The 25523-nt window shown below is 41.1% G+C and carries 19 protein-coding genes; 8 read left to right on the top strand and 11 right to left on the bottom strand.

The features are described from left to right. Positions 1-60 precede the first annotated feature (60 nt). Positions 61-2283 (top strand): tetratricopeptide repeat protein, encoded by a 2223-nt coding sequence (locus ACXAH9_RS05715; protein WP_474893900.1) that lies wholly within the window; start codon positions 61-63, stop codon positions 2281-2283. On the opposite strand, the gene ACXAH9_RS05710 is transcribed toward ACXAH9_RS05715, so the two are convergent. Further along, entirely contained in the window at positions 2280-3353 is a 1074-nt protein-coding gene (locus ACXAH9_RS05710; RefSeq protein WP_474893899.1) for a 2Fe-2S iron-sulfur cluster-binding protein, read from the bottom strand. The genes ACXAH9_RS05715 and ACXAH9_RS05710 overlap by 4 nt on opposite strands. Before the next feature lie 192 nt (positions 3354-3545). On the opposite strand from ACXAH9_RS05710, the gene purB reads away from it, so the two are divergent. Beyond that, the gene (gene purB / locus ACXAH9_RS05705; RefSeq protein ID WP_474893898.1) at positions 3546-4889 is read left to right on the top strand and encodes an adenylosuccinate lyase; all 1344 of its coding nucleotides are present in this window, start codon (positions 3546-3548) and stop codon (positions 4887-4889) included. On the opposite strand, the gene ACXAH9_RS05700 is transcribed toward purB, so the two are convergent. From ACXAH9_RS05700 to ACXAH9_RS05685, 4 genes are read right to left on the bottom strand one after another with little or no spacing between them, the layout of a single operon-like run. Further along, entirely contained in the window at positions 4890-5813 is a 924-nt protein-coding gene (locus ACXAH9_RS05700) for an aspartate carbamoyltransferase catalytic subunit (protein ID WP_474893897.1), read from the bottom strand. Continuing rightward, positions 5810-6352, bottom strand: coding sequence for a bifunctional pyr operon transcriptional regulator/uracil phosphoribosyltransferase PyrR (pyrR, locus tag ACXAH9_RS05695; RefSeq protein ID WP_474893896.1), 543 nt, complete (start codon positions 6350-6352; stop codon positions 5810-5812). Before pyrR ends, ACXAH9_RS05700 begins: the two co-directional genes overlap by 4 nt. A gap of 34 nt (positions 6353-6386) precedes the next feature. Then, positions 6387-7952: a hypothetical protein gene (locus ACXAH9_RS05690; protein ID WP_474893895.1), complete on the bottom strand. Its 1566-nt coding sequence runs from the start codon at positions 7950-7952 to the stop codon at positions 6387-6389. A gap of 32 nt (positions 7953-7984) precedes the next feature. Beyond that, a complete protein-coding gene (locus ACXAH9_RS05685; protein ID WP_474893894.1) occupies positions 7985-8392 on the bottom strand; it encodes an EVE domain-containing protein in 408 nt (135 codons plus the stop codon). Positions 8393-8494: 102 nt separating this feature from the next. Between ACXAH9_RS05685 and ACXAH9_RS05680 the strand changes: the two genes are divergently transcribed. Then, positions 8495-9496, top strand: a complete 1002-nt coding sequence (locus ACXAH9_RS05680) for a glycosyltransferase family 9 protein (RefSeq protein WP_474893893.1) — start codon at positions 8495-8497, stop codon at positions 9494-9496. Further along, on the top strand, positions 9496-9981 hold the full coding sequence (locus ACXAH9_RS05675; RefSeq protein ID WP_474893892.1) for a SixA phosphatase family protein: 486 nt from the start codon (positions 9496-9498) through the stop codon (positions 9979-9981). Before ACXAH9_RS05680 ends, ACXAH9_RS05675 begins: the two co-directional genes overlap by 1 nt. On the opposite strand, the gene hslU is transcribed toward ACXAH9_RS05675, so the two are convergent. Genes hslU through lon form a run of 3 tightly spaced genes read right to left on the bottom strand, consistent with a single transcriptional unit; the run spans position 9978 to position 14820 of the window. After that, positions 9978-11366 carry an ATP-dependent protease ATPase subunit HslU gene (hslU, locus tag ACXAH9_RS05670; protein WP_474893891.1) on the bottom strand — a complete coding sequence of 463 codons (1389 nt, stop codon included), beginning with the start codon at positions 11364-11366 and terminating at the stop codon, positions 9978-9980. The two genes, ACXAH9_RS05675 and hslU, sit on opposite strands and share 4 nt — an antisense overlap. Then, positions 11363-12355, bottom strand: a complete 993-nt coding sequence (gene porQ / locus ACXAH9_RS05665) for a type IX secretion system protein PorQ (protein WP_474893890.1) — start codon at positions 12353-12355, stop codon at positions 11363-11365. Before porQ ends, hslU begins: the two co-directional genes overlap by 4 nt. After that, on the bottom strand, positions 12352-14820 hold the full coding sequence (gene lon, locus ACXAH9_RS05660; protein WP_474893889.1) for an endopeptidase La: 2469 nt from the start codon (positions 14818-14820) through the stop codon (positions 12352-12354). Before lon ends, porQ begins: the two co-directional genes overlap by 4 nt. A 147-nt stretch (positions 14821-14967) precedes the next feature. Between lon and ACXAH9_RS05655 the strand changes: the two genes are divergently transcribed. Further along, on the top strand, positions 14968-16968 hold the full coding sequence (locus tag ACXAH9_RS05655) for an OmpA family protein (protein ID WP_474893888.1): 2001 nt from the start codon (positions 14968-14970) through the stop codon (positions 16966-16968). On the opposite strand, the gene rseP is transcribed toward ACXAH9_RS05655, so the two are convergent. After that, positions 16965-18278 carry an RIP metalloprotease RseP gene (gene rseP, locus ACXAH9_RS05650; RefSeq protein WP_474893887.1) on the bottom strand — a complete coding sequence of 438 codons (1314 nt, stop codon included), beginning with the start codon at positions 18276-18278 and terminating at the stop codon, positions 16965-16967. The two genes, ACXAH9_RS05655 and rseP, sit on opposite strands and share 4 nt — an antisense overlap. Beyond that, entirely contained in the window at positions 18279-19433 is a 1155-nt protein-coding gene (locus ACXAH9_RS05645; RefSeq protein WP_474893886.1) for a 1-deoxy-D-xylulose-5-phosphate reductoisomerase, read from the bottom strand. It abuts the gene before it with no gap. 128 nt (positions 19434-19561) lie between these two features. Between ACXAH9_RS05645 and ACXAH9_RS05640 the strand changes: the two genes are divergently transcribed. Next, entirely contained in the window at positions 19562-20992 is a 1431-nt protein-coding gene (locus tag ACXAH9_RS05640) for a S1C family serine protease (protein ID WP_474893885.1), read from the top strand. On the opposite strand, the gene dnaA is transcribed toward ACXAH9_RS05640, so the two are convergent. Beyond that, positions 20989-22377: a chromosomal replication initiator protein DnaA gene (dnaA, locus tag ACXAH9_RS05635; protein ID WP_349563522.1), complete on the bottom strand. Its 1389-nt coding sequence runs from the start codon at positions 22375-22377 to the stop codon at positions 20989-20991. The genes ACXAH9_RS05640 and dnaA overlap by 4 nt on opposite strands. Positions 22378-22620: 243 nt before the next feature. Here dnaA and ACXAH9_RS05630 point away from each other — a divergent pair, with 243 nt between their 5' ends. After that, entirely contained in the window at positions 22621-23496 is an 876-nt protein-coding gene (locus ACXAH9_RS05630) for a methylmalonyl-CoA mutase family protein (protein WP_474893884.1), read from the top strand. After that, complete coding sequence (scpA, locus tag ACXAH9_RS05625) at positions 23496-25496, top strand: methylmalonyl-CoA mutase (protein ID WP_474893883.1); 2001 nt, start codon at positions 23496-23498, stop codon at positions 25494-25496. The genes ACXAH9_RS05630 and scpA overlap by 1 nt, the downstream gene beginning before the upstream one ends. Positions 25497-25523 lie beyond the last annotated feature (27 nt).

The raw sequence follows: 25523 nt of genomic DNA, 5'->3' as shown, positions 1-25523 counted from the left end.
GCGGTTCATTTCATTACAGATGTTCAAAAGTTTATATTTGAAAGACCGGCTTTACAAATTATGATTCATTACAAGCACCTCACTGTTTTTTTTTGTTTTATTTTTTCGGGGCTATCCGCTCAGAAGACTACAATAGACAGTTTAAAGGCTGAAATTGAAGCTGCTGAATACGATACGACCAAGATTAGTTTATTGATTGATCTTGCGTATGAAATACAAGGTAGTTCAAGTTTAGAGGCTGCCCGGAAAGCATACCAGCTAAGCAAATCAATTTCCTACCCAAAGTATATTGCCCGATCAGAAGCTGTCTATGGACTCTTTTTGGCAGATTACGACCTGGATTCCGGAATCACCCTGATTAACAGAGGGGCAAACAGGTATCTTGAAAACGATTTCACTAAGCATGCAACCAACGCTTTGTATATCAAGGGAATCGTAAATGAAGTATATGGTACAACTGACTCTGCGACAAGTGCCTATGAGCAATCCATTGCATTGGCAGAAGAATATGAACACTTTTTAGAGTTAGGCAATTCAGCATATTCGCTAGCAAATATTTACAACATTAGGGGACAAAATGTAAAAGCCCTGAAATGGGCCCATAAAGCAAAAAACGCATACGAAAGTGGTAGTCATAAAAAGAAAATAGGTCAATTACTCAATCTAATCGGGATTATATATGATCAAAGCGGGATGTACTCTGAGGCCCTTGATAGTTACCTTAAGGCAAGGGAAATAGCTATCCAAACAGACGATATTGATAATGAAATCCTGATTAGCAATAACATGGGTGTGATCTATGATGAGATGAACAACACCCAAAAATCCATGGAATACTACGGGGATGCTTTGGAAAAAGCAAGAATCAACAACATGGATGAAAATGAGGCTACTCTGCTTAATAATCTTTCTTACATACACCTTAAAAATGGCGATACTGCTCGCGCAATCAATTTCCTTAAGCGGTCGCTTGAAATTGACTTGTCAGAAATCTATCCATGTTTCGAAAGCTATCCATTAGAGGGATTAGGCGCTGTATATATCGCACTTGATAAATTAGATACGGCAGAAATCGTGCTGAATCAAGCCCTCTCCACAGGAGAAATGTGCGAAGATGCTGCCATACTTACCTCAGTTTATAAAGACCTTGGTATGCTACACTCCGCAAAAGGGAACGCCCCAAAAGCGGAAGAGGCCTTTTCGAAATCTCTAAGTATCAGCAAAGCTTCAAACATGAAAAACGAAACTAAGGGAATACTCTTCGAGCTCTACAAATTTCATAAGAAGTATAATAATACTTCACAAGCGATGAATTACCTGGAGGCTTATCAATCACTTGTCGATTCTCTCTATGAAGCTAAAAACGTAGAAAAAGCTATGCAGCTTGCTTCGGAATACGAATTCAGAAAACAAGTAGCTAAAATGGAGCAAGAGCGAATGGAGTCTGAGAAAAAATTTGCTAATGAAATACAAGCTAAAACTTACCAGAACAGACTCATCACGTTGGCATTGGTATTATTTTTTCTTTTAGCTGCCACGCTAGGAAGATCCTATTACATCATTCAAAAAAGGAACAAAAAGCTGAGATGGCTCAATGATGAAAAAAACAAACTCATGGGAATTGTGGCTCATGATCTCAGGAATCCTCTAAATATGATCGTTGGATTGATGCCGCTTTTCCAGGATGTGGTTGCTAAAAGTAAAGACAAGAATCTCGAAAAATATGTGGAGCTATTGGAGACGTCTTCTGAGCGAATGCGAGATATGATTGATCGTGTATTGGATATCAGTGCGATTGAGAATATGAAAGTGAATTTGAAGCTGGAAAAGACGAATCTCACGGATCTTACCTATTCATCCATTCATAATTTTGATGTGATTGCCTCTCAAAAGCAGATTGCAATCATTGATAACATTGATAAATCTGATGAACGATTTGCGAATGTAGACCCTAACTATCTGGTGCAGGTGATTGATAACTTACTCTCAAACGCAATCAAATTCTCTGACCGTGGAAAACAGATTGAAGTTTCCCTGCTTTCTGAAAATAATCATCACGAAATTGTGGTGAAAGATCAGGGACCAGGTATTTCTGAAGAGGAACAAAAAAATCTTTTCAAAGCGTATACTACACTTAGTTCCAAACCGACTGAACAAGAAAGATCAACCGGTTTGGGGCTATCCATTGCCTATAAATTTGTAATAGCGATGGGTGGTGAAATCAAGTGCCAAAGCAAACTGGGGGAGGGCACCACATTTAACCTTAAATTCGAGAAGGCTTAACCAATCTCAACCCTTACAGTATCCGTTAAAGGCTTGCCAACACAGGTAAGTACATACCCTTCATCCAACTCCTCCTGAGAAAGTCCTTCCGCTTCATCAATGCTGATCTTACCTTCCACACATTTCCCTCTACAAGCAGTACAAAGTCCACTCTGACACGAATATGGCATATCCAGATCATTGTCAAGCGCAGTATCAAGCACTGAAGCATTTTTTTTCACCGTAATAGAATACTCTTCTCCATCCAATAAAATGGTTACTTCACTCTCAGAGGATCCTTCCTTATCTATAATTTCTGTCGGAGAAGTTTTACCAGCTTCAAAACTCTCCATTCGGATTTTGTTTTGATCAACATTCGTTTTTCTTAGGCCATCCGCTACCACATCCATCATAGGTTGCGGTCCACATATATAGAATTCTGTGTCTTTATCAACATCAGCTCCCTTACAGATTTCTCCAATCATATCTGGAGTGGGCCTTCCATTATAATCCGCCTCCCCTTCTTCCAGAATATGAATGATCTTAAATCTATCCGGGTATTTATTTTCCAACTCAGCAATCAATTCTTTAAATATGACAAACTCCTTTCTTCTGTTTCCATATATCAAAGTGGTTTTGCTGTTAGGTTCTTTTAAAAGAATCGAGCGTATGATCGACATTAAAGGTGTAATTCCACTTCCTCCACCAAAAAATACGGCATGACGCTGATTGGTTTCGCTGTAATCCGTAGTGAACATTCCCATTGGCTCCATGATTTGTATTTGATCACCCACTTTGGCGTGATCATTTAAATCATTCGACATGGCCCCACCTTCTACGCGTTTTACCGTTACAGCAGGGAATTCGTCTTCAAATGGAGTCGTACATAGCGAATAAGCCCTTCGGATTTTTTTCCCATTTACCTCCTTGATCAAGGTAATGAACTGCCCGGGCTCATAATTAAAAGACTCTGGCTTTTCAAAAACTAGGTTCACAGCATCCTGCGCCACATTTACTACCTCCCTGATTGTTAAGGTCTGGTATCTATCGTCTTTCTTGTTCTTTTTCTTCTTGAATAATGAAAATGCCATTTCGTCAATTTTTAAGGCCGCAAAGATAATTCGCCTGTAGAGGTCAGGCAAGTAAACATGATGCGGTACTTTTGTGTTCGTTTTTTTAGCAGTTAGTTACATGAAATGAGCATTATTTATGAAACTCATATTTGGATATGATTTTGAATTATGCGAATTCCGTGTGCCGATAAGAGCAAACCAACTTAACACATGAATTTTAATCCACTAGAGGGTATATCTCCCATCGATGGCCGATATAGAAACAAAGTTTCTCAACTTGCTGATTTCTTTTCCGAGAAAGCGCTCATTCAATATCGGGTAAAAGTTGAAATACTTTACTTCATCGCATTATGTGAAAGTGGAATTCCTCAACTAAAAAACTACGACACTAAAAAAAATGATCAGCTCATTAACGTGTTTGAATCATTTTCACTGGAAGATGCCGAAGCAATTAAAGAGATTGAAAAGACAACCAATCATGATGTGAAGGCGGTTGAATATTTCATCAAAGAAAAGCTTGACCAACTAGGCCTCTCTGACTTTAAAGAATTCATTCACTTCGGGTTAACCTCACAGGATATCAACAACACATCCATCCCTCTTTCATTGAAAGATGCGTTGGAGCAGGTTTTTATTCCAAAACTGGAAGCCTTAGTGGCAGAACTGGAAGCAAAATCAAACCAGTGGAGCGATATCCCTATGCTGGCTAAAACACACGGTCAGCCCGCATCTCCCACCCGGCTAGGAAAAGAAATTAACGTATTTGCGGTCCGGCTAAAAGAGCAGATACAATTATTCAAGCAAGTTCCTTATGCTGCTAAATTTGGTGGTGCCACGGGAAATTTCAATGCACATAATGTCGCATACCCGGACTATAACTGGCATGCATTTGGCGATAAGTTTGTGAGTGAGAAACTGGGACTAAAGCGTAGCTACCCTACCACGCAAATTGAACACTATGATCACCTCGCAGCGCTTTTTGACGGCCTGAAGCGTATTAATACCATTCTCATTGACTTTAGTCGAGACGTGTGGCAATACATTTCCATGAATTACTTCTCTCAAACAATCGCAAAGAATGAAGTTGGTTCATCAGCCATGCCACATAAAGTGAATCCGATCGATTTTGAAAATGCAGAAGGCAATTTTGGTATCGCAAATGCACTATATGAACACCTTAGTGCGAAACTCCCTATTTCAAGACTTCAACGTGATCTGACTGATTCTACTGTATTAAGAAATATCGGAGTTCCAATTGCACATAGTCTCATTGGATTACTTTCTTTGGAAAAGGGACTCTCTAAAATCAATGCAAACGAGCCTGCAATCCGTGCAGATCTGGAGGACAACTGGGCTGTGGTGGCTGAGGCAATACAAACGATTCTAAGGAGGGAAGGATATCCAAAACCTTACGAAGCATTGAAAGCGCTTACCAGAACGAATGAAGCAATAACAGAGCGTTCAATTCAATCCTTTATCGACACGCTGGATGTGTCTGATGAAATTAAAAAAGAGTTGAAGGCTATTACTCCATTTAATTACGTAGGAAAGTAATCAAGCCACTCCTGCGAGAAGGTAAAGCACTGCCATTCGCACAGCAACACCATTTTCTACTTGCTGGAGAATAATGGAATGTTCTGAGTCAGCCACATCACTGGTGATTTCCACACCTCGATTGATTGGACCCGGGTGCATGATGGTTATTTCTTTTTTGAGTGAGTCAAGGAGCTGCTTATTCACACCAAAAAACCGTGAATACTCTCTCAGTGATGGGAAGTATTTCATTTGCTGCCGCTCCAGCTGGATTCGAAGGATATTTGCAATATCACACCACTCCAATGCCTTTCGGATGTTTGTCTCTACTTTTACACCAAGCTCACCAATGTGTTTTGGTAGTAGCGTTGCAGGTCCACAAACCATTACTTCAGCTCCTAATGCTTGAAGAGCAAAAATATTGGAGAGCGCTACCCTGGAGTGGAGTATATCTCCAATGATTACCACTTTCTTTCCTTCTACTCCACCGCACTTTTCATGAATGGAAAACGTATCCAAAAGCGCCTGAGTGGGATGTTCATGGGTACCATCTCCTGCATTAATGATATTTGCATCAATGTGTTTGGCAAGAAAATGAGGAGCTCCTGGGCTGGAGTGCCTCATCACAACCATATCCACCTTCATAGCGAGGATATTATTCACTGTATCTAGAAGCGTCTCACCTTTTTTTACAGAGCTTCCTGAGGCAGAAAAATTGATCACATCAGCAGAAAGTCGTTTTTCAGCCAGTTCAAAAGAAAGCTTCGTACGGGTGGAGTTCTCGAAGAAAACATTGGCCACTGTCACATCTCTTAGCGATGGCACTTTCTTGATAGGTCGGTTAATAACTTCTTTGAAATTAGTAGCTGTCTGAAAAATGAGTTCTATATCCTCTCTATCGAGGTTTTTAATACCTAAGAGATGTTTGGTTTTTAGTTGACTCATTCTTCTTTCGTAATTAACCAAATGTGATCTTCTTTTTGTTTCTCATCCAGCTCAACCAGCACCTTTTGTGACTGAATGGTATTCACCTTTCTACCCACATAGTTAGCTTCTACTGGAATGTCTCTGCTGTACAGCCTATCAATCAACACGAGCAATTCCACTTTGGCAGGCCTACCAAACGTGTTCATTGCATCCAATGCGGCACGAACGGTTCTTCCTGTAAAAAGGACATCATCCACTAGGATGACATTTTTGTTTTCTATTAAGAAAGGTATTTTGGTTTGACTGGCTGTGATAGGCTCATCTCGTCTTCTAAAATCATCTCGATGAAATGTGGTATCAAGATAGCCAAGGTGAACATCCTTATTGATCAGCTTTGTAAGCTCCGTTTTTATTCGCTCAGCCACATAGATTCCACGTGGCTGCATGCCAATAATAACTGACTGGGAAAAATCTTCATGAACCTCAATGAGTTGCTGACACAACCGGCTGATTGTGACCTTCAGTAGTGGGCTATCGAAAAGCAGGCGCTTTTGCATGAGTAATTATTCGTGCAAAAGTAATGGTAATCATTCAATTGAACTCTCTATTGAGGTCGTATTGAATTTTGTTTATGTAAAAAACTCTTCGATGCGTTTTACCTGCAACACCATTCGGATTCTTAATCTTTTGTTCGCCAAATGCGAAGAGTGTCTCATCGTACCAGTTTTTCAGTCCTTCTACACTTGGGTCTCTATTTTTTACCTCGTCAGACTCAAATGCCAGTTTTACAGGATTAAATGTCCTGCCTTCCACAATATCGTTCCCTTCTACCACCTTCGAACGTATTTCATTTTCTTCAAGATACATTAAGATTACTCGATCACCAGAAGCACTCACAACAACATTTTCTTCAAGCGAATAGGTTTGAATATCTTCAATTTTGAAAGTTTGATCCCAAATAATATTACAGTTTGGATCGAAGGCCAAGACAACTGCATGGGTGTATTTATAACCTAAAAAGTACGGGTTATTTCTAAATCCTGGAGAGTTCCCAAAAGTGCCATAAGGGCTATAGCTGTTGGAGCTTGACGAATAATTGTACCTCGGATAATAAGCTTCGGCAATCATGATGTACTCACCTTCCCTTTCCAGAATTTTGTGTACCAGCAGTCGGTAATTGAATTTCTTCACTTTCCCTTTCGCGCGTTTTCTCTCAATTCTATTCTTTATTCTCTTTTCCCTCTTAGGATTGAGATGCCCGAAAAAGTTATTTAAGTCGGCAAAAGGAAAATACTTATTAAACTGTTGCTGTCCATTGATGAATTTGCTTAGATAAAAACCCTGGCTGTATTGCAAGGATTTCTTCGAATGTGTCCCTGCCAGATATTGCAAACCTCCCGCAAAAGTGGTGCTGGCAGCATCCAGTAAACTCCGGCGATCTCCCGGATTAACAAGGTTATCCTGAATAATATCCCCCTTATCTGTAAAGGTTTTCACTCTCACCGTATACTTTTTATTCCTCATTTTTTCAGATAAAATAACGGTGAATAATCGAGACTCATTATCTACCACCAAATCCAGGATGTCATTCTTGTTATCATAAAACCCAGGAACAACACGTGGTATTCGGTCATTGATATTGTATGTAATAACAACCGGTCTGAAGTTGGCATATCCGGCAAGTAAGATCGTCTCCCCAACAGACTCAAAATGAGTTATTTCAATAGGAAATACGGTGGTAATTTCATACATGATATAGTCCACAGATTCTGCACTAAGCTGATAAACTAATAAATCCTCGCTCCGATATCTACTTTTATTGAAGAGTAAATAGAATTTTCCATCAAAATATTCATAGCCCAGAAGTGAACCATCTGAAGGAATAACTAATATTTGAGACCAAACCACTTGAAGAGCGGTATCCACCATGTGAAGCTTCCACTGATAGCCACCGCCTTTGGCTGTCTCTGTGGTTTCTTCCACGACCAAAATACCATCCAGTTCTCCGGGCACAACATAAAACTCTGAAGCTTCACGCTCCATTTCAAACTCGATTCTGTTGGGCTGAAGAATCACAGCGCTTGTATCTCTGTCCTTTTTCCGCTGACCAAAAGAAAGAATTGGTAAGACTATCAGTATAATGAGAAATCTCTTCATAGATGTATAAAACAATTACGTTATTATCTCCCCTATCGTTCGCTCATCTCTATGATGATATCGAATTCTTCTTTTTTTACGGCTTGAACTGAAAGTCTTGAGTACTTTACCAGCTGCATTTCACTCAGCCTTTCATCCGCCTTAACCTCTGCCAATGTCACCGGACGTTTAAGCTTTTCCTTTGGCACCACGTCCATCACATACCAGCGATGATCATCAGTGGTCGGATCCTGATAATATTCTTTAACCACCTCTGCGATCCCAACTATGGCTTTTTCATTCACACTGTGATAAAACAGACACAAGTCTCCAACCTTCATTTGCTTGATGTTGTTTCGAGCTTTGAAATTCCTGACACCATCCCAGTGATCACGTCCAAGCTTCACCAGGTCATCCCATGAAAAGGTGTTGGGTTCAGATTTAATCAACCAGTAGTTCATCGATTCAGTTTTAAATTAAATCTAAACAAAAGCGCGGGTGGTTGTTATTTATTAACACCAATAGTTTTTAAACCATCAGCATTTAAGTCATTTTTACCTCTGATGAAAGTATTAATCATCCATTCTGGCACCATTGGGGAGACGCTCTTAACGACCCCCATCATTCGAATTCTGAAGACAGAATTAGATGCTCAAATTCACCTGCTCGTGCCCCAGGAACGTATGCCGATCCTGAATGAAAATCCCTACTGCGACAAAACCTTTGATTTGGATGCGGGTATATTATTCCAAAGAAATCGGACTAAAAGCGAAGAATATGATTGGATCGTAGATCTTAAAAATGATCTAAAATCCTCCCTTATTAGCCGCGCCAATAGTCAAAACCGATTGGCCTTTAAGAATAAAAGATTCAAAAGATGGCTATACACCAAAACTAGAATCAACCTATTGCCGAAAAAACATCTTGTTGACCAATACATAGATTTACTTCAGCCACTAAGCATCAAGGGAGATAACCTGGGACTGGATTTTTACATTCCTGAAAAGTATGAGGTGGAAAATAGCTGGCTACCTGAGACACATCAAAATGGATTCGCAGCGGTAGCTATAAATGCTAAATATGCAACGAGAAAACTTCCGGTTAATCGGCTAATCGAGCTTTGTGACCGGATCAACAAACCAATCGTGCTTATTGGCGGTGAAAAGGAAAAAGGTGCAGCCATGGAAATTGAAACTTTTTTTGAACAAGGTACGCCTGAGGAAGAGGAAGCGATAGAAGGGCTGAATAAGAAGGCAATCATTTTCAATGCATGTGGAAAGTTTAATTTCAACCAGCAGGCTTCACTAATTAAAAATGCTAGCTGGGTATTCACATACGATAATGATCATATGCATATTGCCGCAGCATTTAAGAGGCAGATTTTTTCTATCTGGGGTAGCACTACTCCTCACTTTGGTATGTATCCATACCGCACTCAGTTTTCCGTTTTTGAAAATAATAAGCTAAACTGCAGGCCATGCGCATTGGGTGGGTATTCAAACTGTCCAAAAGGACATTTTAAATGCATGAATGATGTAACTTTTGACTTCTATTTACCCGACTGATGAAAACCCTCTACCTGATCCGTCACGCCAAATCCTCCTGGTCATTTGATCTAAGTGATCATGACCGTCCTCTTGGAAAACGAGGAAGGAAAGATGTTATAAAAATGGGAAATCACTTTGCTTCCCAGCAACCAGCACCTGAAGTATATATTTCCAGCACTGCCAGCAGGGCATTTTACACCGCATTGCACATTTGCGATCAGTTGGGGGTGGATGAGGGCAACATCCGTCTGGATAAAAACCTGTACCATGCAGGATCCGGTGAAATCTTAGAAATTGTGAAAAACTCACCTAGCTGCGAGCGTCTAGCCATTTTTGGTCACAACCCCGGATTTACAAGTGCCGCGAATGCATTTGCCAACCTGACATTTGATAACGTCCCAACCTGTGGAATAATTGGCATCAACTTCAACGTCAGGTACTGGAAAGATGTAAAATTTGGTGATGGTATACTCGCCTTCTTCTATTTCCCGAAAGAGATTTAAAGAATATACCTACTCAAGTCTTTATCCTTAACCAACCCTTCCAGCTTTTCCTGCACAAGTGCCTTATCAATAACAATTTGTGCATTCGGACCGATTGTATCCGGAATATCAAATAAAATCTCATTGAGAAGTTTACTCATTACCGTATGAAGTCTTCTCGCACCAATGTTTTCCACTTCCTCATTAATCTGAAAAGCCATTTCTGCAATTTCTTCTAGGGCTTCATCCTGAAAGGTGAGCTTTACTTCTTCAGCTGCCACTAATGCCTCATATTGCTTAGTAAGCGCATTCTTTGGTTCTGTTAAAATTCTCAGAAAATCTGCTTTGGTCAAATTATCCAGCTCTACACGAATTGGGAAACGTCCCTGAAGCTCAGGAATTAGGTCGGAAGGTTTGCTAAAATGAAATGCTCCTGCTGCCACAAATAATATGTGATCCGTATTGATGATCCCATATTTTGTGTTTACTGCACTTCCTTCCACAATTGGAAGTAAATCTCTTTGTACACCTTCCCTACTCACATCCGGACCGCCTTTTCCGGCTTCTCCTCCTTTTGCGATTTTGTCTACCTCATCTATAAAAATGATTCCGGTATTCTCTGCTTTATAAATTGCTTCCTCCTTTACCTCATCCATGTCAATCATTTTAGAGGCCTCTTCCTCAAGTAAAATCTTACGAGCTTCGGCAATCGTCACTTTTCGTTTCTTCTTCTTCTTTGGCATCATGTTGCCAATCATCTCCTGGATATTGATCATAGATGCTTCATCCATACCTCCTCCAATCATTCCCACATTTCCAGAAGGATTAGCTGTCACATCAATCTCAATCTTCCTGTTGTCGAGCTCTCCTTTACGAATCTTTTCTCTAAAGCGAGCCCTTGTTTGCTCGTTTAATTCCACTTCGTTTTCAGGTTCGTCACTCCCTACTTTAGTAGAGAAAGCGTTCGGATTTCCCTTAAGTGGTGGAATTAAAGCATCCAGGATAAGTCCTTCTACCACCTCTGCTGCTTTCTCCTTCACTTCTTCCTTTTTCGACACTTTCACCATGTTCACGGCCTGCTCCACCAGGTCTCTAACCATGCTTTCCACGTCACGTCCTACATAGCCCACCTCTGTAAACTTGGAAGCTTCCACCTTTGTAAATGGTGCATCCGCAATTTTTGCAAGCCTACGAGCTATCTCTGTCTTACCGACACCCGTTGATCCAATTAGCAAGATATTATTAGGTACAATTTCTCCCTGAATTTCCTCTTTCACATTCATTCTCCTCCATCGGTTACGCAAGGCTATCGCCACATTGCGCTTAGCATCTTTTTGTCCGATAATGTACTTATCTAACTCCTCAACTATTTGTTTAGGGGTCAAGTCGTTTTTTATTTCACTCATAAAATTTTCTTAAAATCATTTAAATCAGTGCGAAGGCTGATAAAGCTACTGCCTCCAGCTGCATGAAAAGTTGCTCGTGAAAATCGAAACTCTATTCGTTTCACTTTAACCATTAGTCCATAGGACAATCCTGCTCCGCCACCAATATCATCCAACCTTAATTCCTGCTTACGCTTATGGCTATACCCTATCAGAAGCTGGATATTCTTACTTAACAAGACCTCAGCACCGAGGTTCATTCTTTTCCATACTTTATCGATGGTTTTAGTGCTCCTACCCGCAAACTCTTCTTCCTGCGTTGCATTTTCATTCACCAAATTTGTCGTAGTTATCGAAAATCGCAATGGCATATATTCCGGCTTGAAAGAAGTACCAAGCTTTACATCAAAAGGAATAGAAGGTGAAGAAAAAGATGTGTATTCTGACACCCTTCCTCCAATGTTTTCCAACACCATGGCAATCGTCCAATTTTTAGAAGGACGGAAGATGCCTCCCAAATCCATGAGGATAGCAGTAGATCCGTACCTCTCAATAGATGAATGTGTAAGCTTGAGGTTAGCACCAAGTGTAAATGGACCAAGCTGGTGTGCTTTGCCAATCTGTATGGTGTAATCCTGCGCCTGAAATGTACCTATCTGATTTCCGGTTTCATCTGTCATCTCAAAAGAGCCAAAGTTGACATAATTAATGCCGGCTGCAAATGTTCCTGCATTCAATATATCGAATGTATATGCTCCTGAATAGACGAATACATCAGTAAAATATGGATTGAAATGAAAAAAAAGATTCTTACTTCCCACAGAATCCAGTGTAGCCGGGTTTTCAAAAAATTGAGAAATATCTCCATCGGCAAGAGAAATAGCTGTGCCTCCAAGTGCAGCAGCACGTGGATTTGAAGTCAGGTTCAGGGATTGATACCCTGCCTGACCACCTATCTGTGACCAGCTTAAAAGCGGCACTAAGCATGCTATTGCTATTATAAATCTCAACCTTTCTTTTCTTCGGGCAGGATAAACTCGATTGGATTACTTGCTATTTGCTTGGTTAACGCAATATCAAGCACCTCAGGTACATATTCAACAAAATGAATTTGTAGTCCCTTCAGATACTTTTCATTAATCTCTTCGAGATCCTTTTGGTTACGCTTACACATAATGATCTCCTTGATGCCTGCCCTTCTTGCCGCTAAAATTTTTTCTTTGATACCACCCACAGGCAGAACTTTACCCCTTAAGGTAATTTCGCCTGTCATTGCTAGCTGCTTTTTCACCTTACGTTGAGTAAAAACAGATGCCAGCGAGGTTAGCATCGTTATTCCGGCAGACGGACCATCTTTTGGAATGGCTCCTGCCGGCACGTGTACATGGAGATCGTAATTGTCAAAAATACGATGATCAATGCCTATAGACTCTGAATGAGAACGCAAATAAGAAAGAGCAGCAACCGCTGATTCCTTCATCACATCACCCAGCTGACCAGAAAGCGTGAGTTTCCCTTTCCCTCTGCTTAAAGAAGACTCAATGAATAAGATATCTCCCCCGGATGGTGTCCAGGCAAGCCCTGTCACAACACCAGGAATCGAGTTGTCCTCATAATTGTCCTTATCAAATATTTCAGGTCCTAAAATTTCTCTGACTCTCTCAGCATTAATTTTGGATTCATATTCTTCCTCCATCGCAACTGATTTAGCTATAGAACGAATAACCGCTGCAATTTTACGTTCCAGGCTTCTCACCCCAGACTCTCGAGTATAATCATTGATCAGCTTGGTGATTCCTGACTTATCAAAAACCACATCTTTCGCCTTCAAGCCATGTTCCTTACGCTGTTTTGGAATCAAATGCTTCTTGGCGATTTCCAATTTCTCCTCTTGCGTATAACCACTGATATCAATGATCTCCATCCGATCTCTCAGCGCTGGCTGGATCGTGTCCAAAGAGTTTGCCGTCGCGATAAATAAGACCTTTGAAAGGTCGTAATCCACTTCCAGATAATTATCCTTGAAAGTAGAATTCTGTTCGGGATCCAATACCTCAAGCAAGGCAGAAGATGGATCACCTCTGAAATCTGAACTTACTTTATCAATTTCATCCAGAATAAATACCGGATTCGAAGATTTAGCTCGATTCAGATTTTGAATAATCTTGCCGGGCATAGCCCCGATATATGTTTTTCTGTGTCCTCTCACCTCTGCTTCATCATGCACACCTCCCAGTGACATTCTTACGTATTTTCTATTCAATGCATCGGCAACAGATTTACCAAGAGATGTTTTACCAACGCCCGGAGGTCCATACAAGCACAAAATAGGTCCTTTTAAATCCTGCTTTAGCTTGCGCACCGCTAGATATTCAATGATTCGATCTTTCACTTTTTCAAGCCCAAAATGATCTCTATCAAGCACTTTACGCGCATGCTTCAGATCAAAATTATCTTCGGTTACTTCATTCCAGGGAAGGTCAACAAGCAACTCTACGTAGCTCATTGCTACCGGAAACTCTGCCGCTGCTGGGTTCATTCGTGAGATTTTATCCAACTCTCTTTCAAAATGCTCCTTCACCTCATCCGGCCAGCTCTTTTTCTCTCCTCTCTTTCGAAGTGCGTTTACCTCCTGATCCGGCCCGTCCTGCCCCAGCTCATCCTGCAGGATTCGTATCTGCTGACGCAAGAAGTAATCTCTTTGCTGCTGATCAATGTCTGTATGTACTTTCTCCTGAATTTCCTGCTTAAGCTCAAGCATCTGAAGATCTTTGAGCATAAACTGAAGAAGCTTTTCCGCTCTGGCTTTTGGATCATCAATTTCAAGGAGTGCCTGCTTATCACTTACTTCAGCGTTTACATTAGACGACAAAAAGTGTGTGAGAAAATTGAAGCTATCAATGTTATCAACAGCAACACGAGCCTCTTTCGGTATTTCCGGACTAAGACCCATAATCTTGGTCGCCGTGTCCTTCATTGACTGAATGAGTGCTTTTTGCTCTTTCTTAGAAAGCTCATTCTTCTTGTCAGTAACCGTCTGGTATTTTACAATATGGTGAGGCTCTTCCTGAACCTGTTCGGTGATTTGGAAGCGGTTTTGACCCTGAATGATGATTGTGGTATTTCCGTCAGGAAGAACAATCATTTTAAGAATCTTAGCGATGGTTCCAACCTCGTATAAGTCCTTGAAGTTAGGCTCTTCCGTCTTCCCGTTTTTCTGAGCCACTACACCAATGATACGGTCTCCCCTATAAGCTTTTTTAACCAATCGGATAGATTTTGTCCTTCCTACTGTAATCGGCAGGACAACCCCGGGAAATAAGACTGTGTTTCTAATAGGAAGAATAGGTAAATCTTTCGGAAGATCTGATTCCTCCATTTGATTATCCTCAGGAGAAATAATCTGGATCAGCTCTTCTGAGTCCTCATTTACAAATTCAGGTATAAAAATTGATTTAAATCTTGAGTCGTTCATAAAAATGCCAATGTGTCAGATATTTCGTACACATCCCTTCGTTTTTGTGAAAGGTACATAAATGTCAATCGCTATGCCAAAGTGTTCGCACATGGCAAATAGTGCTAACTTTAAATTAATTTTAGTTTTTACTGACGAATCGACAGCATGCACCGTAATTTTCATCGCCATATTGGACTTTTCTTAGTTCTTATCAGCCTATGTGCATCGGCTCAGAGAGGAAGAAAAGAGGTACAAATCATCACTGATTCCATTCCTAAAGATGTGGTATTCAATGCGTATGAATTCAAAGGAATCAATAAGTATCCTGAATATTACAACAAACAAAAGCTGGAGCGCATCATCAAGCTCGACCAGGAAGAAAAGTGGGAGGAGCTTTATGATGCTTTGAAAGATTATGTTGGGCGCTTCGGCATTCGAAATTTTTATAAAGACACCAAATTGATCTGGCGTCTCGCTAAAATGACGGAGCTTTTCGGGGACAAAGAAGAGGCAATGACCCTCTATCGGATGGTGCTGCGGCATCATTATCAGGGTATCAATATCAAAGAAATTGAGCTTTATTATGATTCACTGAACAGACAAGCCGCTGAGCAATTTGTGCCCATTGACTACTATTATGAGTTGGTGGAACACCGAAAGTTGATTGACACATTACAACCGCCAAGAGGGGTGTTATTAAACATGGGGATGCTTGTAAACAGTGCCAGTGCAGATTATGGCCCCTCTCTCAACATTCACAATGACATTCTGGTGTTTACATCCAAGCGAAAGAAGGTAGATGAAACCATTCGGTTTAGAGAAGATGAAGACCTGTACTTTAGTCATAAAGATCCGTATGGAACCTGGTCGAAAGCCAAACCAATAAAAAAATTGAATTCTCACTACAATGAGGGTTCACCATGTCTCAGTGGGGATGGAAAAACACTGGTATTTTCCCGCTGCGATTCACCTGAGTCCTATGGTGATTGTGACTTATTCATTGCAACGCTCCAGCAGGACAGCACCTGGACAAGACCTGAAAACCTGGGAGTTAGTGTCAACAGCTTGGCATGGGATTCACATCCTGCCTTATCGCATTCGGGAGACACCTTGTTTTTTGCCTCTGATAGGCTGGGTGGCTTTGGTCTGGCCGATATTTACTACACCATCAAAGATGATAAGGGTCGTTGGTCAGCTGCAATGAATATGGGGCCTGTAATCAATACCCGTCAAAATGACGTTAGCCCATTCTATCACCCAGTCTATGATGTGCTTTATTTCAGCTCAAATGGTCAACTCTACAATTTCGGTGAGTTCGATATATATAAATCCTATTACGTAGATGGACATTGGACAGAACCTCAAAATATTGGTCCTTTGGTTAATGGCCGGGGGAGTGAGTTTTATTTCACCATCGACTCTGAATCGGAGTTACTGTTTTATGCGCGATCGTCTACGAGAGATTTGAATAAGCAGGATATATATTCCTTTCCACTTCCAATGGAAGCTCAACCTGAGGCTACCACGACTGTGACAGGAACACTCACCGACTCACTTACTGGAGTTCCATTTCAGGGGATTGTCTCCATCATAGACCTGGATAAAGGAAATGAGGTAGCACCAAAGTTTTTAAAGCCAGACGGTTCTTTTGAATTTGAGCTAATTAATCAGCGGAATTATTTGCTGGTGCTTCAGGGTGATGATTTCTTCAGGATTGAAGAAGTTTTCTATCTGGATGGGCCGATGGAGTTGAACACGGTAACGCAACCACTTGCGTCCAGGATGAAATTTGAATCCATCGAATTTGATGTGGGCAGAGCTGAACTGAAAACTGAAATGTATGCAGATCTCAACAAGGTGGTAAATTTTCTTTATGATAACCCCGAGTTCAAACTTCGGATATCGGGACACACGGATTCTGTAGGTGACCCTGAAAAAAACCTGCAGCTATCTAAAGAGCGTGCACAAAACATCCGTGATTACATCGTAATCTTCGCAGGTATTATTAAAGAGCGTGTAGAGGCAGAGGGATACGGAGATACCAGACCAATTGTGGAAAACGAGGTAACAGAGGCCGATCGTAAGCTAAACCGAAGAGTGGAATTTGAAATCTATAGAGAAGCTCCGCCAACAGAAGAGTCAGCGGAAACTACCAATGATTTTTAGAACAAGCTGATCGTATCGTTGATGATGACAAAGGCCATCAGTGACAGTAAGATCACCATTCCAACTTTCTGAGCGTTCTCAAGAAATCTATCAGATGGCTTTCTTCCTGTGACTATCTCCCAGGTAAGGAACATAACATGACCACCATCCAGTGCTGGAATTGGTAAGAAATTCATAAATGCCAGAACCATTGAAAGAAGACCTACGATCCTCCAGAAGTTGTTCCAGTCCCAGGTACCACCAAAGAATGTAGCTATTCGAATCGGGCCAGATAGAGATTTTCTAACGTCTACATCTCCTGCAATCATTTTCTGAAAGCCTTTGATATTTAACCATACAACAGCAAAAGCATTGTAGGTTCCTTCACTTATAGCTTCACCAAAAGTGAAATCCCTGGTTACATAGTCAATTTCTCGATATTGATAGAAACCTATAGTTCCATCATCTCCTACAGGTATATCTAAATTGATTAATTCATCGTTCCTCGATATTTCAAAAGTGGCTGTTTGTCCCTTTAGTTGATCAAGGGTAGAACTTAGCTCGTCAAAATATTTAATCTCTTTGCCATTTATGGCAGTGATTTTATCGCCAGCCTCTAACCCAGCTTTGTCAGCATTGCTCCCCGGCATGATTGACTCTACCGAAAATAGCCATCTCGGTGCAATTACAAATTCCCTATTCTTTTTATCGGCAAACTTGTCAATGAAGTCATTAGGCATTTCAACTCTAATCTCTTTTCCATCTCTTAGCACTGTATAATAGTTGTCAGTGCCAAGAAGCAAATCAGGACTCATTAAGTCAGAAAACCTCTCATAATCCTGCCCATTTATGGCTAAAATCTTATCACCAGTTTGAAATCCAAGCTGCTCACCCAGGTCATAAGCCACAATGCCATGCTTATTTAGTTCTTCTTTTGGAAGGTATGCTTCACCATTCGCTAAGGCTAAACCAATGAAAATGATGATTCCGGTAATTACGTTGACAATAATCCCTCCCATCATCACAATTAGTCTTTGCCATGCGGGCTTGGCTCGGAACTCGTAAGGTTCAGGTTCCGCACTGAGTGTTTTTGTGTCCAAGGATTCATCGATCATCCCTGTGATCTTTACAAATCCACCTAAAGGAATTGCTCCTATTGAGTACTCCGTCTCTCCGATCTGCTTTCCCCATATTTTCGGAGGAAATCCAATAGAAAATTTCTCCACACGCATACCGAATGACTTGGCAGCCACCATATGCCCCCACTCATGCACTCCTACTAAAATTGACAGCCCTAAAAGCAGCTGCCCTACCATTATTAACGTCTCCATCTATTTTATTAATTCGAGCGCTTTGGCTCTTGTTTCTTTGTCTGTTTGTATAAAGTCATCTAATTCAGGATTGCGAATATAGCTCACCTTTTTTAGGCAGTTTTCAATAACATCCGAAATCTCGAGGAAGCCTAGTTTATCTTCCAGGAATCCCTGAACAGCAATTTCGTTTGCAGCGTTCAATATACATGGCTGATTGCCCCCCTCTTTTGCCACTTCAAAAGCTAACTTAAGATTACGAAAAGTTTCGACATCCGGTTTTTCAAAGGTCAGCTCAGGGTAGTCTAAAAAGTCAAATCTTGGGTAGTCTGCCTTTAGTCTGCCGGGGTACGTCATCGCAAATTGAATTGGCACTCGCATATCCGGTAGCCCCATTTGAGCTTTCATCGATCCATCTTCAAATTGAACAATAGAGTGAATAATGGACTGAGGATGCACTATGACTTCAACCTGATCCAAGGACACGCCAAACAACCACTTCGCCTCAATCACTTCCAGGCCTTTATTCATCATGGTCGCTGAGTCAATCGTGATCTTCGCCCCCATGTCCCAATTAGGATGCTTCAGTGCCTGCTCTTTGGTAACCGATGCTAGAAGCTCACGGTTTTTACCCCGAAACGGGCCTCCGGACGCTGTGAGAATAAGTTTTTCTATGGGATTATGAAATTCACCTACAATGCATTGAAATATCGCGGAATGCTCAGAATCCACTGGCAAAATATTCACCCCTTTTTCCTGAGCCAGCTTCGTGATCATTTCTCCGGCCACAACTAATGTTTCCTTATTTGCCAAAGCGATTGGCTTCCCGGCATTAATTGCCCGAATGGTCGGAAGTAAACCGGAATAGCCAACAAGAGCCGTTAAGACCATATCGATGGAATCCATCTCAACCACAGAGGCAAGTGCGTTTTCTCCGGCAAAAACTTTGATATCATGCGGATCCAGTGCATCAAAAACCTGTTGATAAAGATCCTCATTGCCAATAACAACTGTATTAGGTTTATATCTTAGTGCCTGTTCAATCAGTAAGTTGGCGCTATTTTGTGCCGTCAAAACCTCTACTTCGAAGCTTTCTGGATGCCTTTCAATTACATCCAAAGCCTGTGTTCCAATCGACCCTGTAGAGCCAAGAATGGCTATATTTCGTTTCTTCATGTGTTTCGCTTCTCCCTGCCCTTGCAAAAGAACAGTCGGCAAAGGTAAGAGTTTGCAATTTTTAACAATCGCATGGAATAAATATCGATCAGGATCGGTTTATTTTCAGGAAAAATAACGCTAAAGTGATGAATACGATAAAAACGATTGCAATAGGTTTGATAGCAGGTACATGTGGAGCATTGGTGGTGAATCACTTCAATGAGCAAGCATATTCTCAACGAGAACAGGTTCCTCAGGTAAGGTTAGAGGAATCCAAGCCCCAGGTTCAACAAGTTTCCTATGGCTCCCTTATTCCTAATGAAAACTTCATTGAAGCATCAGAGAAAAGCACTGGAAGTGTCGTATTCATACAAACCCTGAGTGAAATTGAGTACCGTGCAGGAGGTTGGATGGACTGGTTTTTTGAGCCTCGATCCTCACAGCGTGTTGGAAGCGGTTCTGGCGTGGTTTTCTCTCAGGATGGATACATCGTCACTAACAATCATGTGATCATGGACGCTGACGAAATCACTGTAATTGCAGGGAAGCGTAGCTATGAAGCAGAACTAGTAGGTCGGGATCCAAGTACGGATTTGGCGGTGATTAAAATCAATTCCAATGATCTGCCGGTAATCGAAAAAGGTGACTCAGAACATGTGAAAGTCGGAGAATGGGTATTAGCTGTCGGTAACCCATTTAACCTCACTTCTACTGTCACAGCAGGCATTGTTAGTGCCAAAGGAAGAAACATCAACATCCTACGAGATAAGTTTCCAATTGAAAGTTTTATCCAAACGGATGCAGCAATTAATCCGGGTAATAGTGGTGGCGCGCTTGTCAATGCACAGGGTAAACTCATCGGAATTAACACTGCAATTCTTTCAAGAACGGGATCTTACACCGGCTATGGATTTGCCATTCCTGTCAACATAGTTAAGAAAGTTTTCAATGACCTGGTGAAGTATGGAGAAGTTCAAAAGGCCTTCACTGGCGCAGAATTTATAGATATAGATAGTGAATTAGCTTCCCGAATCGGCATTGAAGATTTGGATGGAGTAATCATTGCCGATGTAAAGGATGAAAGTGCCGCAGATAAGGCTGGTCTAAAAAAGAGAGATGTCATTCGGAAAATTAATGGCAAGCGTATCACCAATAAAGCAAGCCTGGAAGAGCTGGTTGCAAAAAGTTATCCGGGTGATAAGCTTAACGTGCTTGCTGAAAGAGATAGCGAGATGATCAATAAAGAATTGGTATTGACGAACCGTGAGGGCACTACAAGTATCATCAAACGAAATATTTACTACTCCGAAGACCTGGACGCGAACTTTGAAAGTGTCCCGAAAGTAGAAAGGGACTTACTTGGCATAAGTAGCGGGGTAAAGGTGGTGGATTACAAATCCAATGGGTTCTTTGCCAATCTGGGCATACCAAAAGGATTTATCATTACCCAGATCAACAACCGATCGATAGATACTCCCGAAGAGCTCACTAAAATATTGGCGAACATCAGAGGAAGATTCGATGTGATAGGAATTGATGAAAGAGGAAGGAAAGTGTACTATCCTTTCAGGCGTTAAGCCGTGCGCATCTTCAATTTCTTCTTCAATTCATCCACTGAGTAACGGAACTTTGAATCTGTATCCATCATATCGTTAACAGATTGAAGGGCATGAATCACTGTGCTGTGATCGCGACCCCCAAAGTGATATCCGATGGATTTTAAAGAATGATTGGTGTAATCTTTCGAAAAATACATGGCCACCTGTCGGGCGATAACAATTTCTTTCTTACGGGTCTTCGCTTTCAGATCATCCTGACCTACATGGAAGTATTCAGAAACTGTTTTTTGAATGTAATCGATTCCAACTTCAGAGTCAATCTCTTTAACGATGTTCTTGAGTACTTTCTTAGCTAACTCAAGATCCACATCTACGCGCATGAGCGATGCATGAGCAATCAATGAGACTACCACGCCTTCCAGTTCTCGGATATTTGTATCAACAGTATAGGCAATGTACTCGATTACTTCCTCAGGAATATGAATGCCATCTTCCTGAATTTTACGCTGAATGATCGCCATCCTTGTCTCAAAGGCGGGCTGTTGGAGATCCGCTGTTAAGCCCCACTTAAACCTCGAAACCAATCGTTCTTGTAATCCCTTCAAGTCTTTCGGAGCACAATCACTCGTCATTACGATCTGCTTGCCAGCCTGATGTAAATGATTGAAAATATGGAAAAATATCTCCTGAGTTTTCTCCTTATCTCTCAAGAACTGAACATCATCAAGAATAAGAATATCAACACCTCTGTAATAAGAGATGAAACTCTGTACATTATTATTCTTCAGTGAATCGATGAATTGATTAGTAAACTTCTCAGAAGCTACATATATAATCTTCTTGGAAGGATCTTCATTTTTAATATGGTTGCCTATCGCTTGTACAAGGTGTGTCTTTCCAAGACCTACACCTCCATAGATCATCAAAGGATTGAATGAAGTAATGCCAGGCTTTTTTGCCACCGCATATCCTGCAGAACGGCCAAGCCTGTTGCAGTCGCCCTCAATGAAATTAGAAAATGTATATGTTGGGTTTAAATTGTTTTCACTCTTAAGATCATCGATAAATGCAGTATTCAACCCCTTACTATTACTTCCATTACGATCAGCTAGGTTGTTGATTTTCAGGGAAGTGGGGTTGGATTTCTTGTTTTCTTCGTTTTCTACGACAACAGAATATTCCAATCTTGCATCATCCCCCATCTCTTTTGCAATCGCCTCTTTCAATATATGAACGTAATGCTCTTCTAACCACTCGTAGAAAAACTGACTCGGGACTTGAATAGTTAGAACGTTACCCTCTGTCTTTAAGGGGTTTATGGGCTCAAACCATGTACTGTAACTTTGGTTAGGAATACGTTCTTTTATGTACTCAAGGCAGTTTTTCCATATCAAATCGTGCATTTTCGATTAGCGTTAATAGTGGTTTATACTTTGGCTTAGGTGACCTTTTTTTTCCGAAAGGGCATCAAATATGTTTGATTTTTTCTTCATAAAAAAATGAATTTCATCCTTGACTTTTTGAAATGGTTTCATATGTTCTTGTAGGAGCATTTTCAATTGAAAATTCTTTGAAAAATACAATTTTTCTTAACATCCTATTTCTGGTCTAATTTCGTGAAATAATCATCAGAAAGACGAAATAGTTTGAAAGAATTAAACCTTGATATATTTCCCGAAATCAGCAAAGATCAATGGAAGAAATTAGCTGAAAATCAACTGAAAGGAGTTAACCCTGACGACAAACTGAAGTGGGAAAACAGCGCCGAAATTAGTCTTGAGGGATATTACGATCAGAGTGATTTACTGGAACTTGAGTATGTAAGCAACTATTTTTCACAAGTTAAATCACATCGGTGGAAGCTATACGAAGAGGTTATAGTTAAAGATGAGAAAGAATCCAACAGACAGATCCTTAACGCACTGATGGGTGGGTGTGATGGTGTGATTCTTTCGATTGAAAATCCAGACTTGCTCGATGGTGCACTAAAAGAGGTTGATAGTAGCATTTGTGATATTTCGATCCGAAGTAATGTATACATTAATCCAGAAGGGCTTTCAGGAATGATGATTATGCCAGAAGGTAATTGTCAGCTCGTTGAAGAGACTGAAAGCCCAATCAGTCAGCTATTAGAAGTTTTAAAAGGAGAAGATCAAAACTTTATTTACAGAAATGTCTTCCCTGATTTTTTCCTGGAAATCTCGACCGTCAGAGCTTTAAAGTTTCTCTTAGATGAAGCAGGTCGCGGAAACAACCAAATACACACCCATATACCGAAACATCAATCAGATGAGCATCAATGGTTTTTAAATACCACCTCAGGTTTAGCAAGCATCCTGGGTGGCTGCCATTCGATTGATTTCACCACAGCCATTGGTGATCAAAGAATAAGCAGGAACACCGGCAACCTTATTCGTGAAGAAAGTGGCATTGAAGAATACACCGACCAGTGTGGAGGTTCCTATTACATAGAGGTATTGACTGACAAAATCATAAAAGGCGTAAAAGAAAAGCTGAAATAATGGGAAAAGACAAGTTTATTCAGGAAGGATTTTCAGCGGGTGCACCCCCATTTTTGAGAGGTCCTTATGCGACCATGTACACATCACGGCAATGGACGATACGGCAATATGCCGGATTCAGCACGGCTGAGGAATCTAACGCCTTTTACAGAAGGAATCTTGCGGCAGGGCAAAAAGGACTCTCCGTGGCATTTGACCTGGCCACACATCGAGGATATGACAGTGACAATCCACGGGTAAAAGGTGATGTAGGGAAAGCCGGGGTTGCGATTGACTCAGTAGAGGATATGAAAATCCTCTTCGATCAAATCCCGCTTGATAAGATGTCAGTATCTATGACCATGAATGGAGCCGTGATCCCGGTAATGGCATTTTATATCGTTGCTGCAGAAGAACAAGGGGTTGCACCTGAATTGTTGACAGGTACCATTCAGAATGACATCCTGAAGGAATTTATGGTGCGAAACACCTACATATACCCTCCGGCACAATCGATGCGGATTATCGCCGATATTTTTAAATATACTTCTCAACGAATGCCGAAGTTTAACTCCATCAGCATCAGTGGGTACCACATGCATGAGGCTGGTGCTACGGCCGACCTGGAAATGGCCTTTACACTTGCAGATGGACTTGAGTATGTGCGTACAGGCATTGCAGCAGGAATAGATATTGATTCTTTTGCTCCACGACTATCTTTTTTCTGGGGGATTGGTATGAACTTCTTTACTGAAATCGCAAAGATGAGAGCCGCCAGGGTGCTTTGGGCTAAGCTGATCAAGGAATTTAATCCAAAAAATGAGAAGTCCATGGCACTGAGAACACATAGCCAAACGTCCGGTTATAGCCTCACAGCGCAAGACCCTTATAACAATGTGTCCCGTACCACTATCGAAGCGCTAGCGGCGGCATTAGGTCATACACAATCGCTACACACCAATGCATTGGACGAAGCTATCGCTTTGCCGACTGATTTTTCGGCTAAAATTGCTCGTAATACGCAGATTTATTTACAGGAAGAAACGAACATTACTAAGGTGGTGGATCCGATGGGTGGATCTAAGCATGTAGAAAAGCTTACAAATGATCTGATCGAAAAAAGCTGGGCAATTATCCAGGAAGTAGAGGAAATGGGTGGAATGTCTAAAGCAATCGAGGCGGGCTACCCGAAAATGAAAATTGAAGAGGCTGCTGCACAAAAGCAAGCCAGAATTGATTCGGGCGAAGAAGCTATCATTGGCGTGAATAAATTCATTACAGACGAGAAAACTGAGATTGAATTGTTGGTAGTGGACAACAATGAAGTTCGCAAGAAGCAAATTGAGCGGATAAACCAAATCAAATCCGCAAGGGATGAAGAAAAAGCTCAGGCATGTTTGAAAAAGCTTGAAGAAGGGGCTAAAAATGATGGAAACCTGTTAGAATTAGCGATTGATGCTGCTCGTGAGCGTGCAACGCTAGGTGAAATATCCCTGGCTATGGAAAAAGTTTTTGGTAGATTTCAGGCCACAAATCGAACAATTTCAGGCGTGTATTCATCAGCTATAAAAAATAACGAAGACTTCAAAAAGGCGCTTGAGCTATCTGATAAGTTTGAAGAATTTGATGGCAGACGTCCCAGAATCATGATTGCAAAAATGGGACAGGATGGCCATGATCGTGGAGCAAAAGTGATTGCCACCTCTTTTGCGGACCTTGGTTTTGATGTCGATATAGGGCCATTGTTCCAAACACCGGAAGAGGTTGCCAAACAAGCCATTGAAAACGACGTACACCTAGTCGGTGCATCTTCACTTGCGGGAGGACATAAAACGTTAATACCTGAATTAATAGAGGAGCTGAGGAAGCAAGGGCGAGAAGATATCCTGGTGGTTGCGGGGGGAATTATTCCCGAAAATGATCACCAGGAACTACTTGATAAGGGCGTTGCGGACATATTTGGGCCTGGAACGATCATTTCAAAAGCAGCAATAAAAATTCTTAACAAGTTGATGTCCTGATAGTTCTTGCTTTTTCGATAACTTTAT

The organism is Ekhidna sp. ABH4_415 (assembly GCF_056161305.1).
This window is presented reverse-complemented; position numbering and strand designations above follow the sequence as displayed.